Genomic DNA, 13788 nt, shown 5'->3' on the forward strand with positions numbered 1-13788 from the left:
TGGTCATCGCCCTCCCGGCGTGTCGGGTGTCGATGAGTCGCGCATGTGTGGGTTCTTGCCAAACTGTCCTGGTGTGACGCGGGCGGTATCAGGGCAATTTTGCAAGCACCCGGTGTTTCTTGTTTCAGTGACCCGCGTTCTAGGCGGGAGGCGTATCCATGAAATTCGTCGATGAAGTATCGATTTTTGTAAAGGCCGGTGACGGCGGTAACGGCATGATGAGCTTCCGTCGCGAGAAGTTCATCGAGAACGGTGGACCCAACGGTGGTGATGGCGGTGATGGCGGCTCGATCTATATCGAGGCTGCCGCAAACCTCAATACCTTGGTGGATTACCGCTACACCCGCCGTTTCCAGGCGCCCAATGGCGAGAAGGGCGGCAGCACCGACTGCACCGGGTCCAAGGGCGAGGATCTGATTCTGCCGGTGCCTATCGGCACCACGGTGATCGACGCCGGGACCCAGGAAGTGATTGGCGACCTGACCAAGGCCGGACAGCGCCTGCTGGTCGCTCAGGGCGGCTGGCATGGTCTGGGCAATACCCGCTTCAAATCCAGTACCAACCGTGCGCCGCGGCAGACCACGCCAGGCAAGCCGGGTGATGCGCGTGACCTCAAGCTGGAGTTGAAGGTGCTGGCGGACGTCGGTCTGCTCGGCCTGCCCAATGCTGGCAAGAGCACCTTCATCCGTTCGGTTTCCGCGGCCAAGCCGAAAGTGGCCGATTACCCCTTCACCACCCTGGTGCCTAACCTGGGGGTGGTGAGTGTCGATCGCTACAAGAGCTTCGTGGTCGCCGATATTCCAGGTCTGATCGAAGGCGCTTCCGACGGTGCGGGCCTGGGGATTCGCTTCCTCAAGCATCTGTCACGTACTCGCCTGCTGTTGCACCTGGTCGACATGGCGCCGCTGGATCTCACCGATCCGGCTGAGGCGGCTGCCGTCATCGTGGCCGAGCTGACCAAGTTCAGCCCGTCGCTGGCGGAGCGTGAGCGCTGGCTGGTGCTGAACAAGGCCGACCAGATCCTCGATGAGGAGCAGGAGGCGCGGGTTGCTGAAATCGTTGCGCGGATCGAGTGGGCCGGGCCGGTTTACGTGGTGTCCGCCCTGGCGCGAGAGGGCACCGAGCAGCTGTGTTATGACATCATGGACTTCCTCGAGGCGCGCGCTGAGCGCATTCAGGAAAACCCGGACTATGCGGCCGAGCTGGCCGAACTCGATAGCCGTATCGAAGATGAGGCACGCGCCCAGTTGCAGGCGCTGGATGACAAGCGCGCACTGCGCCGCTCCGGTGTCCGGCCTGTCGGTGAGGCAGAGGAAGACGACAGCTTCTGGGATGAGGAAGATGAAGAGGATGGCCCGGAAATCATTTACGTCCGGGATTGATTGGACGACAGGCGCCGCTTTTTAGCGGCGTTTTCGTAAGTTTTGGCCGTTGCCGTCGGCGATGGCTTGCGAAAATGTGCTTCTGGCTGGGGTTGGAAAGACATGCGTGACAAGGTAAGTGGTGCGCAGCGCTGGGTGGTGAAGATCGGCAGTGCCTTGCTGACTGCCGATGGCAAGGGCCTGGATCGCGGCGCCATGGCGGTGTGGGTCGAGCAGATGGTGGCACTGCGCGCGCAGGGCGTCGAGTTGGTGTTGGTGTCGTCCGGCGCGGTGGCGGCGGGAATGAGCCGTCTCGGCTGGACTGCGCGGCCGAGTGCCATCCACGAACTGCAGGCGGCAGCCGCCATCGGTCAGATGGGCCTGGTGCAGGCCTGGGAATCGAGTTTCGGCGAGCATGGCCGGCGCACGGCGCAGATTCTGCTGACCCATGATGACCTGTCCGATCGCAAGCGTTACCTGAATGCACGCAGCACCCTGCGTACGCTGATCGATCTCGACGTGGTCCCGGTGATCAACGAGAACGATACCGTGGTGACCGACGGCATCCGTTTCGGTGACAACGACACCCTGGCAGCGCTGGTGGCCAACCTGGTGGAAGCCGACCTGCTGGTGATTCTCACCGACCGCGACGGCATGTTCGACGCCGATCCTCGCAATAATCCCGATGCCCGGCTGATCCATGAGGCGCGTGCCGACGACCCGGCGCTGGATGCCGTCGCTGGCGGTGTCGGCGGTGCGCTGGGGCGTGGTGGCATGCAGACCAAGCTGCGCGCCGCGCGACTGGCGGCCCGCTCCGGTGCGCATACGGTGATAGTCGGTGGCGCCATCGAGCAGGTGCTGGCGCGGCTCAAGGCCGGCGAGCTGCTCGGTACCCTGCTGGTGCCGGAGCGTGGCATGTTGGCGGCACGCAAACAGTGGCTGGCGGGGCACCTGCAGACCCGTGGCACCCTGGTGCTGGATGCTGGTGCGGTCAAGGCGCTGGTGTCCGACCGCAAGAGTCTGTTGCCGGTGGGGGTCAAGGCGGTGCAGGGCAGCTTCCGGCGCGGCGAGATGGTGGTCTGCGTGGCGCCGGACGGACGCGAGATCGCCCGCGGCCTGGCCAACTACAGCGCGCTCGAGGCGCAGAAGATCATTGGCCGTTCTTCGGATGAAATCGAGCGGCTGCTGGGGTACGTCGATGAGACCGAGCTGGTGCACCGCGATAATCTGATTCTGGTATAGAGGCTTCTGCATGCTGCAGGCGAAGAGCGATTTGCCGTTATCCATCGAGGAGTGAGGTTATGAAAGCAGGATGGCTGGGGTTGTTGTGTCTGGTGCCGCTATGGGTGTCTGCCGAAGAGATCGGTCAGGTGTCCACCGTCTTCAAGTGGGTGGGGCCGAACGACAAGATCGTGGTCGAGGCTTTCGATGATCCCAGGGTGGCGGGCGTGACCTGTTACCTGTCGCGCGCCAAGACCGGTGGCGTGAAGGGCGGGCTCGGTCTGGCAGAGGACCGCGCCGAGGCATCGATTGCCTGTCGGCAGGTCGGCCCGATCAGTTTCGCGGGTGACCTCAAGGATGGCGAGGAGGTCTTCCGCGAGCGTACCTCGCTGGTGTTCAAGACCATGCAGGTGGTGCGGTTCTTCGATCGCAAGCGCAATACCTTGGTGTACCTTGTCTACAGTGACCGGGTGATCGAAGGCAGCCCGCAGAATGCGGTAACGGCGATCCCGATCATGCCCTGGCCCGAGCAGCCTTGAGCTGCGCGTTTTTCTCGAGGCCTGACGCTTTCGGCTGTTTTTCTCGGGCAATAAAAAACCGACCCTGAGGTCGGTTTTTCATGAAGCGGGACGCTTAAGCAGCAGCTTGGCTGAGTGCTTTGACGTGACCGTTCAGGCGGCTCTTGTGACGAGCGGCCTTGTTCTTGTGGATGATGCCTTTGTCGGCCATACGGTCGATGACGGGCACGGCCAGAACGTAAGCGGCTTGTGCTTTTTCGTGGTCTTTGGCGTCGATAGCCTTGACGACGTTCTTGATGTAGGTACGAACCATGGAGCGCAGGCTGGCGTTATGGCTACGACGCTTCTCAGCCTGTTTTGCGCGTTTTTTGGCAGAAGGTGTATTGGCCACCGTCAAGCTCCTCGAAAACTAAGGGGTTACAGACAAATAAGGCCGCGAATCATGCAGGCGTGCGGCGCACTTGTCAAGGCGGATTACGGGTCGCTCGCCGAGCGGGAGGGTGCTTTCTCGGCGTGGGGATTCTACACTCGCCGCCCATGCAGGTGGACGCCGCACCTGTGCACCGTTTTGTGGTCTGTGTCTGGCGCGGCACGGCTGTCGCTGCTGCCCGTTGACCAGAGTTCAACACCCGAATCAGGGCCCCTTCTGCCGAATGAACCTACTCAAATCGCTGGCTGCGGTCAGCTCGATCACCATGCTGTCCCGTGTGCTGGGCTTCGTGCGCGACACCATAATGGCCAGGATCTTCGGTGCCGGCATCGCCTCGGACGCCTTCGTAGTGGCCTTCAAGCTGCCCAACCTGCTGCGGCGCATTTTCGCCGAGGGCGCCTTTTCCCAGGCGTTCGTGCCGATCCTGGCGGAGTACAAGACCCAGAAGGGCGAGGAGGCGACGCGTACCTTCGTCGCCTACGTCGCCGGTCAACTGACCCTGGTGCTGGCCCTGGTGACGCTGCTCGGCGTGCTGGCTGCGCCGTGGATCGTCTGGGCCTCGGCACCGGGCTTCAGTGACAACCCGGAACGCTTCGAGCTGACCAGTGACCTGCTGCGGGTGACCTTCCCTTATATATTGCTGATTTCGCTGTCATCTTTCGTCGGCGCATTGCTCAACACCTGGAACCGTTTCGCGGTACCGGCTTTCGTGCCGACGCTGCTCAACGTCAGCATGATTTTCTTCGCGCTGTTCCTGACCCCCTATTTCGACCCGCCGATCATGGCCATGGGCTGGGCGGTGCTGGTGGGTGGCTTGCTGCAGTTGCTTTATCAATTGCCTCATCTGCGCAAGATCGGCCTGCTGGTGCTGCCGCGTCTCAACCTTCGCGATAGCGGCGTCTGGCGTGTGCTGCGGCAGATGGGGCCGGCAATTCTCGGTGTTTCGGTGGCGCAGATATCCCTGATCATCAACACCGTGTTCGCCTCCTTCCTGGTGGCGGGCTCGGTCTCCTGGATGTATTACGCCGACCGCCTGATGGAGTTGCCGGCCGGCGTGCTGGGTGTGGCGCTGGGCACCATTCTGTTGCCGTCGCTGGCCAAGACCCATGCCGCCGAGGATCCCGCCGCCTACTCGAAGCTGCTCGACTGGGGGTTGCGTATCTGCGTCCTGTTGGCGTTGCCCTGTGCGTTGGCGCTGGCGTTGCTGTCCGAGCCGCTGGTGGTCGCACTGTTTCAATACGGCAAGTTCACCGCTGCCGATGCCGACATGACCCAGCGTGCCTTGCTCGCCTATTCGGTGGGTCTGCTCGGCATGCTGCTGGTCAAGGTGCTGGCGCCGGCGTTCTACGCCCGCCAGGACATCCGCACCCCGGTACGCATCGCCATGTTCACCCTGTTGATGACGCAGGTGATGAACGTGCTGTTCGTCTTCGTCATTCCACTGGCCCATGCCGGCCTGGCATTGGCCATCGGCCTGGCGGCCTGCCTGAATGCCGGCCTGCTGTTCTGGAAATTACGCGCGAGTGGTTTCTACCAGCCACAGCCAGGTTGGGGCCTGTTCACCGGCAAGCTGCTGGCGGCGATGCTGGTGATGGTCGTGGTGCTGGTCGGCATGCTGTGGTTGATGCCGGCCTGGAGCGACGGCAACATGCTGCAGCGCCTGTTGCGTCTGGGGGCGCTGGTGGCGGCCGGGGCGCTGAGTTACCTGGCGGTGCTGGGCATCCTCGGTTTCCGTCTGCGCGACTTCGCCCGCCGCTCGGTCGGCTGAGCGGGCGCGTAGCGATCGCAGCAATAGAGCGCGGTATCAGCCTACCCGGCGCCAGCCGCTGTGCGTATAATTGGCCACTTTGTGAGCAAGAAGCGCGTTATGCAGCTGGTTCGAGGCCTTCATAATTTGCGGCCCCAGCATCGGGGCTGTGTCGCCACCATCGGTAATTTCGACGGCGTTCACCGTGGCCACCAGGCGATTCTGGCGCGCCTTCGTGAGCGTTCGGCGGAGCTTGGCGCGCCGAGCTGCGTGGTGCTGTTCGAGCCGCAACCGCGCGAATACTTCGACCCCAGCGGCGCACCTGCGCGGTTGAGCCGCCTGCGTGACAAGCTCGCCCTGCTGGCTGCCGAAGGTGTCGACCGCGTGCTGTGCCTGGCCTTCAACCCGCGCCTGCGTGAGTTGAGCGCGGCCGAGTTCGTGCAGCGCGTATTGCTCGATGGTCTGGGTGTTCTGCACCTGGAAGTGGGGGACGACTTCCGCTTCGGTTGCGACCGCGCCGGCGATTTCGCCTTTCTGGCCGACGCAGCGCAGCGCGAGCGTTTCACCGTCGAGGCGGCCAGGACCGTGGAGGTCGACGGCCAGCGGGTCAGCAGCACCCGGGTGCGTGAGGCCCTGGCCAGCGGCGATTTCAGGATGGCCGAAGGCATGCTCGGGCGACCGTTCCAGATCGTCGGGCGGGTGCTGCATGGACAGAAGCTCGGCCGCCAGTTGAACGCGCCGACCGCCAACGTGCAACTGAAGCGCAAGCGCGTACCGCTGACCGGGGTCTACCTGGTCAGCGCCGAGATAGATGGCCGGCCATGGCCAGGTGTCGCCAATATCGGCGTGCGCCCCAGCGTGGCCGGTGACGGGAGCGCCCACCTCGAGGTGCACCTGCTGGATTTTGCCGGCGACCTGTATGGCCGGCGTTTGACGGTGGCATTCCACCACAAGCTGCGCGATGAGCAGCGTTTCGCCTCACTCGAGGCACTGAAGACGGCAATTGCTGCCGATATTGCCGCCGCCCGCGCCCATTGGCACGGCCAACCGCTTAAGTGAAGAGCCGAGATGACCGACTATAAAGCCACGTTGAATCTTCCTGATACCCAGTTCCCGATGAAGGCCGGCCTGCCGCAGCGCGAGCCGCAGATCCTGCAGCGCTGGGACGAGATTGGTCTGTATCGGAAGCTGCGTGAGATTGGCGCCGGCCGGCCGAAGTTCGTCCTGCACGACGGCCCGCCCTATGCGAACGGCAGCATTCATATCGGTCACGCGCTGAACAAGATCCTCAAGGACATCATCACCCGCTCCAAGACCATCGCGGGCTTCGATGCACCTTACGTTCCGGGCTGGGATTGCCATGGCCTGCCGATCGAGCACAAGGTCGAAACCACCTTCGGCAAGAATCAGCCTGCCGACCTGACCCGCGAGCGCTGCCGTACCTATGCCGGTGAGCAGGTCGAAGAGCAGAAGGGCAACTTCATCCGCCTCGGCGTGCTGGGCGAGTGGAACAACCCCTACCTGACCATGAACTTCGCCAACGAGGCCGGTGAAATCCGTGCCCTGGCGGAGATCGTCAAGAAGGGCTTCGTGTTCAAGGGCCTGAAACCGGTCAACTTCTGTTTCGATTGCGGTTCGGCGCTGGCCGAGGCCGAAGTCGAGTATCAGGACAAGAAGTCCGATGCCATCGACGTCGCCTTCCCGGTCGAAGACGCCGACAAGCTGGCCGCCGCATTCGGGCTGGCCAGCCTGAGCAAGCCGACCGCCATCGTCATCTGGACCACCACGCCCTGGACCATCCCGGCCAACCAGGCGCTGAACGTGCACCCGGAGTTCAACTATGCCCTGGTGGATGTCGGTGATCGCCTGTTGCTGCTGGCCGAAGAAATGGTCGAGAGCTGCCTGCAGCGCTACGCACTGCAGGGCGAGGTCATCGCCACCGCGCCAGGCGCCAAGCTGGAACTGATCAATTTCCGCCATCCGTTCTACGACCGTCTGTCGCCGCTCTACCTGGCCGACTACGTCGAACTGGGTGCCGGTACCGGTATCGTGCACTCCGCGCCAGCCTACGGTGAGGACGACTTCTACAGTTGCAAGCGCTACGGCATGAGCAATGACGACATCCTCAACCCGGTGCAGAGCAACGGCGTCTACGTCGACTCGCTGCCGTTCTTCGGTGGCCAGTTCATCTGGAAGGCCAACCCGGCCATCGTCGCCAAGCTCGAAGAAGTCGGCGCGCTGCTCAAGCATGAAGCGATCAACCACAGCTACATGCACTGCTGGCGCCACAAGACGCCGCTGATCTACCGCGCCACCGCACAGTGGTTCATCGGCATGGATAAAAAGCCGAACGAGGGTTCCACCCTGCGTGAGCGCTCCCTGGCGGCCATCGAAGAAACCCAATTCGTACCGGCCTGGGGCCAGGCCCGTCTGCACAGCATGATCGCTGGCCGTCCCGACTGGTGCATCTCGCGTCAGCGCAACTGGGGCGTGCCGATCCCGTTCTTCACGCACAAGCAAAGCGGCGAGCTGCACCCGCGTACCGCCGAGCTGATGGAGCAGGTGGCGCAGCGCGTCGAGCAGGAAGGCATCGAAGCCTGGTTCAAGCTCGACACCGCCGAGCTGCTGGGTGACGAAGCCGGCCAGTACGACAAGAGCCGTGACACCCTGGACGTCTGGTTCGACTCGGGTACCACCCACTGGCACGTGCTGCGCGGCTCCCATGCCGAGCTGGCGCACCCGAACGGCCCGGCCGCCGACCTCTACCTGGAAGGCTCCGACCAGCACCGCGGCTGGTTCCATTCCTCGCTGCTGACCGGTTGTGCCATCGATGGTCATGCGCCGTACAAGGAACTGCTGACTCACGGCTTCACCGTCGACGAGCAGGGCCGCAAGCAGTCCAAGTCGCTGGGCAACGTGGTCGCCCCGCAGAAGGTCATCGACAGCCTGGGCGCCGACATCCTGCGCCTGTGGGTCGCCTCCACCGACTACTCGGGCGAGATGGCCGTCTCCGACCAGATCCTGCAGCGCAGCGCCGATGCCTACCGGCGCATCCGCAATACGGCGCGCTTCCTGCTCTCCAACCTCAGCGGCTTCGATCCGGCCCAGCACCTGCTGGCCTCCGAAGACATGCTGGCCTTGGATCGCTGGGCGGTGGACCGTGCCCTGCTGCTGCAGCGCGAGATCGAAGAGGCCTACACCAGCTATCGCTTCTGGAACGTGTACCAGAAGGTGCACAACTTCTGCGTGCAGGAGCTGGGCGGCTTCTACCTCGACATCATCAAGGACCGCCAGTACACCACCGCCGCCGACAGCGTGGCGCGTCGCTCCTGCCAGAGCGCCATGTTCCACATCGCCGAAGCGCTGGTGCGCTGGATCGCGCCGATCCTGTCGTTCACTGCGGACGAGATCTGGCAGTACCTGCCGGGCGAGCGCAACGAGTCGGTGATGCTCAATACCTGGTACGCAGGCCTGAGCGAGCTGCCGGCTGGTTTCGAGCTGGATCGCGCCTTCTGGGATCGCGTCATGGCGGTCAAGACCGCGGTCAACAAGGAACTGGAGAACCAGCGCAGCGCCAAGCTGATCGGTGGCAACCTGCAGGCGGAAGTGACCCTCTACGGTGAAGCGTCGCTGGTGGCCGACCTGACCCGCCTGGGCGATGAACTGCGTTTCGTGCTGATCACCTCCGGCGCCAGCCTGGCACCGCTGGCCGCTGCGCCGGCCGACGCGGTGCAGACCGAGGTCGCTGGGCTGAAGCTGAAGATCGTCAAATCCGCCCTGGCCAAGTGCGCCCGTTGCTGGCACTTCTGCGCCGACGTCGGCACCCATGCCAACCACCCGGACATCTGTGGCCGCTGCGTGGACAACATCGAAGGCAAGGGCGAGGTGCGCCACCATGCGTAAGGCACTGGCCCGCACCGCGGAGGTTCATTCATGAGCGCGCGTTTCGGCAAGCTCGGCTGGGTGTGGTTGAGCGTCGTGGTCTTCGTGGTTGATCAGATCACCAAGTTCTGGTTCGACAACAACCTGCAGATGTACGAGCGCATCGTGGTCATCCCCGACTACTTCAGCTGGACCCTGGCCTACAACACCGGCGCGGCGTTCAGCTTCCTGGCCGGTGCGGGCGGCTGGCAGCGCTGGCTGTTCACCCTGATCGCCCTGGTGGTCAGCGTGGTGCTGGTGGTCTGGCTCAAGCGCCTGAAGCCCGACGAAACCTGGCTGGCCGTCGGCCTGGCGCTGGTGCTCGGCGGCGCGCTGGGCAACCTGGTGGATCGCGTGGTGTTCGGCCATGTGGTCGACTTCATCCTGGTGCACTGGCAGAACCGCTGGTATTTCCCGGCGTTCAACCTGGCCGACAGTGCGATCACCGTCGGTGCCGTGCTGCTGGCGCTGGATATGTTCAAGAGCAAGAAGGCGGAAGAAGAGGTGGCACGTGACTGACCTACGTATTGGCCCGGACCGGCAGGTCACCCTGCATTTCGCGCTGAAGCTGGACAACGGTGATGTGGTCGACAGCACCGCAGGCAAGGCACCGGCCACGTTCAAGGTCGGTGACGGCAACCTGCTGCCGGGGTTCGAGTCCGCGCTGTACGGCTTCAAGGCCGGCGACAAGCGTACCGTGACCGTGCTGCCCGAGCAGGGCTTCGGTCAGCCCAACCCGCAGAACGTGCAGCTCATGTCGCGTGCACAGTTCCAGGACATGGAGCTGTCGGAAGGGCTGCTGGTGATCTTCAACGATGCCGCCAATGCGGAGATGCCTGGCGTGGTCAGGGCGTTCGATGACGATCAGGTGACCATCGACTTCAACCACCCGCTGGCTGGCAAGACCCTGAGCTTCGACGTCGAGATCATCGACGTCCAGGCGATTTGACGACGCGTCGTCGAACGAGCCGGAGATTCCTCGCGAAAGCGCTGTCTATGGCGTAAGTTCTGCAGCGCTTACGCGTTACACTCTCTACCCAAGCTTCCCGTGCCGAGCGTTCCATGCATATCAAACTCGCCAATCCCCGAGGCTTCTGCGCCGGTGTCGACCGCGCCATCGAGATCGTCAACCGCGCCCTGGAGGTGTTCGGCCCGCCGATCTACGTGCGTCATGAAGTGGTGCACAACAAGTTCGTGGTCGAGGACCTGCGTGCCCGCGGCGCGATTTTCGTCGAAGAGCTGGACCAGGTGCCCGATGACGTCATCGTCATCTTCAGCGCCCATGGCGTCTCCCAAGCGGTGCGCAGCGAGGCCGCCAATCGTGGCCTGAAAGTGTTCGACGCTACCTGCCCGCTGGTCACCAAGGTGCACCTGGAAGTGGTGCGCTACAGCCGTGACGGCCGTGAATGCATCCTCATCGGTCATGCCGGACACCCGGAAGTCGAAGGCACCATGGGCCAGTACGACACCAGCAATGGCGGCGCCATCTACCTGGTCGAGGACGAGAAGGATGTCGCCACCCTGCAGGTGCGCAACCCCGATTCCCTGGCCTTCGTCACCCAGACCACGCTGTCTATGGATGACACCAGCAAGGTCATCGATGCCTTGCGCGCGCGCTTCCCCACCATTGGCGGCCCGCGCAAGGACGACATCTGCTATGCCACCCAGAACCGCCAGGATGCGGTCAAGCAATTGGCCGACGAGTGCGACGTGCTGCTGGTGGTCGGCAGTCCCAATAGCTCCAACTCCAATCGCCTGCGCGAACTGGCCGAACGCATGGGCACGCCTGCCTACCTGATCGACGGTGCCGAGGATCTCAAGCGCGAGTGGTTCGACGGCGTCAACGGTATCGGCATCACCGCCGGCGCCTCGGCCCCCGAGGTACTGGTGCGGGCGGTGATCGACCGGCTTGGCGAGTGGGGTGTCTGCAACGTCCAGGAACTGGATGGCCGGCCCGAGAACGTGACCTTCTCGGTGCCCAAGGAGCTGCGCCTGAAGGTGGTGTAACGCCACTGCCGATGCGCAGCACCAGCGCTTCGAGCTGACCTCTCGAAAGGATCCCTTCGAGAGGCCGGATTCCTTTCGACTCCAGGGCCTGGCCGATGCATCAGCTCACTTGCCGCGACCCTGGCTGAGCGGGTTTCCCTGCGCTCGGTGTGGTCGGTATCGCCGCCGTATCAGCAAATGGTTTACGGCAAGGGCGGCTTTGCCGACCTCGGCCGATGCACATCGGCCGTTCGGGGGATACTGCTTATGCCGGGAGTGGTGACCTCAATGCTTGCTCAGGGCCAGTCGTGCAGCGAACAGAACGAAGATCAGGCCGGTGGTGCGATCCATCCAGTTGACCACCTGCTCTTGCCGCAAGATGCCTGCCAGTGGACGATTCGCCGCAATCGGGATGACCGACCATGAAGCCGATTGCCACGTGCATATTGACCAGGCCGAACGTCCATGCAGCAGGCTGACCCGAGGGGATGAACTGCGGCAGACAAGAAACATGGAAAACACCGATTTTCGGGTTCAGAAGGTTGCCCTGCATACCTTTCGAGAACCCGTTGGATGTCGGCCTGCCCTGCACCTGGGTGGCCGACAGCGACTGGCGCGGATGCCACACCATATGCAAACCGAGGCAGGCCAGATAGGCCGCCCCGCAATATTTCAGGACGTTGAAAGCCCGTTCGGATACTGCGATCAGTGCGCCCAGGCCGAAGGCAGCGGCATCCCCCCAGAGCAGGCCGCCGGCATTGATGCCCAGGGCTGCCTGCAATGCCTGCCTTCTTGCTCTCGACCGTGCGGTTCTCACGACCAACGCCGTGTCGAGGCCGGGAGTCAGGGTCAATAGGAGGCTGCAATGGTGAAGGCAAGAAGACTGTCGGCTACGGACACTGGCAGATGACCGGTGTGCATTCTCGCCGGCACGTTATCCCAGGCCGTGGGGCCGGATATCCGATACCTGCCGTCTTGGGGTAATAAGCTATTGCTTGTCCTGGGGGTAGAGGGGCCAGGGCTCGTACCCTGTCAATCGGATGCCGGCCTCGTCAGGTTGATCCACTCGGCCAAGTGCCACTCGAGGGATTCGCCTCGTCCCCTTACACTGCGTGCTGGATCAGGCTTGAGGAGTCGCCAGCGCCACGCGGTGCAGGCCCAGTGACGATGGATATCGATCTAACCCGCACCTTTCTGCAGATCGTCCGCAGTGGCAGCTTCATTGCTGCGGCCGAGCGCATGCACGTGACCCAGACGGCGATCACCGCGCGCATCCAGAAACTCGAAAGCCACCTTGGCAGCACGCTGTTCGTGCGCAATCGCGCCGGCGCCCGGCTGACCGCCGATGGCGAGGCGTTCGTCGCCTATGCCAACCGCATCGTGCAGACCTGGGAGGCTGCGCAGCGCGACCTGCCGCTGCCGGACGGTTTCCACAACGTCATCCACATCGGTGGCGAGCCGAGCCTGTGCAACCCGCTGATGCTGCGCTGGGTGAGCGCGATCCGCGAAGCCATCGACGGCTACGCGGTACGCGCGCAGATCGGCGAGGGCGCTGACCTGTCACGGCAACTGGACGTCGGCGTGCTGGATGCGGCACTGGTCTACCAGCCCAGCTACTGGCCGGGCATGCAAGTGGAGCAGGTACTGGAGGAGAAGCTGGTACTGGTCGAGGCGGCCAATCCCGAGCCCTACGTGTACATCGACTGGGGCGAGAGTTTCCGTCAGCAGCATGATCGTGCACTGCCGGACAAGGCCAGGCCATCGGTATCCTTCAACCTCGGGCCACTCGCCCTGCAGTACATCCTCGAGCACGGTGGCGCTGGCTACTTCCGTAGCCGGGTGGTACAGCGCTATCTCGACGGCGGTGTGCTGAGGCGAGTGGCCAGGGCGCCGGAGTTCAGCTTCCCGACTTATCTGGTCTATTCCCGTGAGCGAGATTCCGTGGCGCTGCAGCAGGCGTTCGGCCTGTTGCGTGAAATAGCCGCAGAGGATGCCGACTGGTCGCAACGCTGGGATCCGGCGATCTGAATGGGCCTGTGGTCGGTGTGACAGCCGCGACCTGGCGGCGCAGACCTCAAGCCACACCGATATCGCGGCGCCGCTGATAACGTGTCGCGTGTCACCTCAGGCTTTCGACCCTGACCGGCGCCACCCCGGAGCGCACCATGTCCAGGGCCTCGGCCGCCTTGCGCGAGACATCGATGATGCGTCCGCGGGAGAACGGGCCGCGGTCGTTGATGCGCACCACCACGCTACGGTTGTTGTTAAGGTTGGTGACCCGCACCCTGCTGCCGAACGGCAGGCTGCGATGGGCTGCGGTCATGGCGTTCTGGTCGAAGCGCTCGCCGCTGGCGGTTCTGTTGCCGTGGTGCGCCTTGCCATAATACGAGGCCTTGCCCTCGGCCCGATAGTCTCCCGGTGCGCCGCCAAAGGGCAGGCCGCTACAGCCGGCGAGGAGGCTGAAGAGGGTCAGCAGCACTGATAATCGACGCATTACTTCTCTCTTTTGCAACCTGTTCGCTACCTGCTGTGCAACGCCTGCCGATGTTTCATCACGACCCTGAAAAAGGCGAGAGCAGGGCTTGTGCCAGACACAAGAACGCC

General features: G+C 63.5%; 12 protein-coding genes and 1 pseudogene. 10 read left to right on the forward strand and 3 right to left on the reverse strand.

What is annotated here, in order from left to right; genetic code table 11:
* Positions 1-158 precede the first annotated feature (158 nt).
* The 3 genes from cgtA to BLR94_RS15570 all read left to right on the forward strand — a co-directional run bounded on the left by cgtA (position 159) and on the right by BLR94_RS15570 (position 3121).
* Positions 159-1382, forward strand: a complete 1224-nt coding sequence (gene cgtA, locus BLR94_RS15560) for an Obg family GTPase CgtA (protein WP_084306972.1) — start codon at positions 159-161, stop codon at positions 1380-1382.
* Between the two features lie 102 nt (positions 1383-1484).
* On the forward strand, positions 1485-2603 hold the full coding sequence (gene proB, locus BLR94_RS15565; RefSeq protein ID WP_084306970.1) for a glutamate 5-kinase: 1119 nt from the start codon (positions 1485-1487) through the stop codon (positions 2601-2603).
* Between the two features lie 59 nt (positions 2604-2662).
* A complete protein-coding gene (locus BLR94_RS15570; protein ID WP_084306968.1) occupies positions 2663-3121 on the forward strand; it encodes a CreA family protein in 459 nt (152 codons plus the stop codon).
* Positions 3122-3215: 94 nt separating this feature from the next.
* Here BLR94_RS15570 and rpsT read toward each other — a convergent pair whose 3' ends face one another.
* Positions 3216-3491: a 30S ribosomal protein S20 gene (rpsT, locus tag BLR94_RS15575; protein WP_042556309.1), complete on the reverse strand. Its 276-nt coding sequence runs from the start codon at positions 3489-3491 to the stop codon at positions 3216-3218.
* A gap of 262 nt (positions 3492-3753) precedes the next feature.
* Here rpsT and murJ point away from each other — a divergent pair, with 262 nt between their 5' ends.
* From murJ to ispH, 6 genes are all read left to right on the forward strand, one after another.
* A complete protein-coding gene (gene murJ, locus BLR94_RS15580; protein ID WP_084306966.1) occupies positions 3754-5298 on the forward strand; it encodes a murein biosynthesis integral membrane protein MurJ in 1545 nt (514 codons plus the stop codon).
* A gap of 99 nt (positions 5299-5397) precedes the next feature.
* Positions 5398-6336: a bifunctional riboflavin kinase/FAD synthetase gene (gene ribF / locus BLR94_RS15585; RefSeq protein ID WP_084306964.1), complete on the forward strand. Its 939-nt coding sequence runs from the start codon at positions 5398-5400 to the stop codon at positions 6334-6336.
* Positions 6337-6345: 9 nt separating this feature from the next.
* On the forward strand, positions 6346-9180 hold the full coding sequence (gene ileS, locus BLR94_RS15590) for an isoleucine--tRNA ligase (RefSeq protein WP_084306962.1): 2835 nt from the start codon (positions 6346-6348) through the stop codon (positions 9178-9180).
* A gap of 30 nt (positions 9181-9210) precedes the next feature.
* Positions 9211-9717, forward strand: a complete 507-nt coding sequence (gene lspA / locus BLR94_RS15595; RefSeq protein WP_084306960.1) for a signal peptidase II — start codon at positions 9211-9213, stop codon at positions 9715-9717.
* Positions 9710-10147, forward strand: coding sequence for an FKBP-type peptidyl-prolyl cis-trans isomerase (gene fkpB, locus BLR94_RS15600; protein WP_084306958.1), 438 nt, complete (start codon positions 9710-9712; stop codon positions 10145-10147). The genes lspA and fkpB overlap by 8 nt, the downstream gene beginning before the upstream one ends.
* Positions 10148-10260: 113 nt before the next feature.
* Complete coding sequence (gene ispH / locus BLR94_RS15605; protein WP_084306956.1) at positions 10261-11205, forward strand: 4-hydroxy-3-methylbut-2-enyl diphosphate reductase; 945 nt, start codon at positions 10261-10263, stop codon at positions 11203-11205.
* A 264-nt stretch (positions 11206-11469) separates the two neighbouring features.
* Here the strand turns inward: ispH and BLR94_RS15610 are convergent.
* Positions 11470-12084 (reverse strand): annotated as a pseudogene (locus tag BLR94_RS15610) (LysE family translocator).
* A gap of 267 nt (positions 12085-12351) precedes the next feature.
* On the opposite strand from BLR94_RS15610, the gene BLR94_RS15615 reads away from it, so the two are divergent.
* A complete protein-coding gene (locus BLR94_RS15615; RefSeq protein ID WP_084306954.1) occupies positions 12352-13212 on the forward strand; it encodes a LysR family transcriptional regulator in 861 nt (286 codons plus the stop codon).
* A gap of 91 nt (positions 13213-13303) precedes the next feature.
* On the opposite strand, the gene BLR94_RS15620 is transcribed toward BLR94_RS15615, so the two are convergent.
* Positions 13304-13678 carry a septal ring lytic transglycosylase RlpA family protein gene (locus tag BLR94_RS15620; RefSeq protein ID WP_084306952.1) on the reverse strand — a complete coding sequence of 125 codons (375 nt, stop codon included), beginning with the start codon at positions 13676-13678 and terminating at the stop codon, positions 13304-13306.
* Between the last annotated feature and the right edge of the window lie 110 nt (positions 13679-13788).

Source organism: Phytopseudomonas flavescens, from assembly GCF_900100535.1.
Taxonomy (GTDB): Bacteria; Pseudomonadota; Gammaproteobacteria; order Pseudomonadales; family Pseudomonadaceae; genus Aquipseudomonas; species Aquipseudomonas flavescens.

Bases quoted from the DNA above. Each gene is read 5' to 3' on its own strand.
- cgtA (WP_084306972.1), top strand. From the start codon at position 159: ATGAAATTCGTCGATGAAGTATCGATTTTTGTAAAGGCCGGTGACGGC.
- proB (WP_084306970.1), top strand. From the start codon at position 1,485: ATGCGTGACAAGGTAAGTGGTGCGCAGCGCTGGGTGGTGAAGATCGGC.
- BLR94_RS15570 (WP_084306968.1), top strand. From the start codon at position 2,663: ATGAAAGCAGGATGGCTGGGGTTGTTGTGTCTGGTGCCGCTATGGGTG.
- murJ (WP_084306966.1), top strand. From the start codon at position 3,754: ATGAACCTACTCAAATCGCTGGCTGCGGTCAGCTCGATCACCATGCTG.
- ribF (WP_084306964.1), top strand. From the start codon at position 5,398: ATGCAGCTGGTTCGAGGCCTTCATAATTTGCGGCCCCAGCATCGGGGC.
- ileS (WP_084306962.1), top strand. From the start codon at position 6,346: ATGACCGACTATAAAGCCACGTTGAATCTTCCTGATACCCAGTTCCCG.
- lspA (WP_084306960.1), top strand. From the start codon at position 9,211: ATGAGCGCGCGTTTCGGCAAGCTCGGCTGGGTGTGGTTGAGCGTCGTG.
- ispH (WP_084306956.1), top strand. From the start codon at position 10,261: ATGCATATCAAACTCGCCAATCCCCGAGGCTTCTGCGCCGGTGTCGAC.
- BLR94_RS15615 (WP_084306954.1), top strand. From the start codon at position 12,352: ATGGATATCGATCTAACCCGCACCTTTCTGCAGATCGTCCGCAGTGGC.
- BLR94_RS15620 (WP_084306952.1), bottom strand. From the start codon at position 13,678: ATGCGTCGATTATCAGTGCTGCTGACCCTCTTCAGCCTCCTCGCCGGC.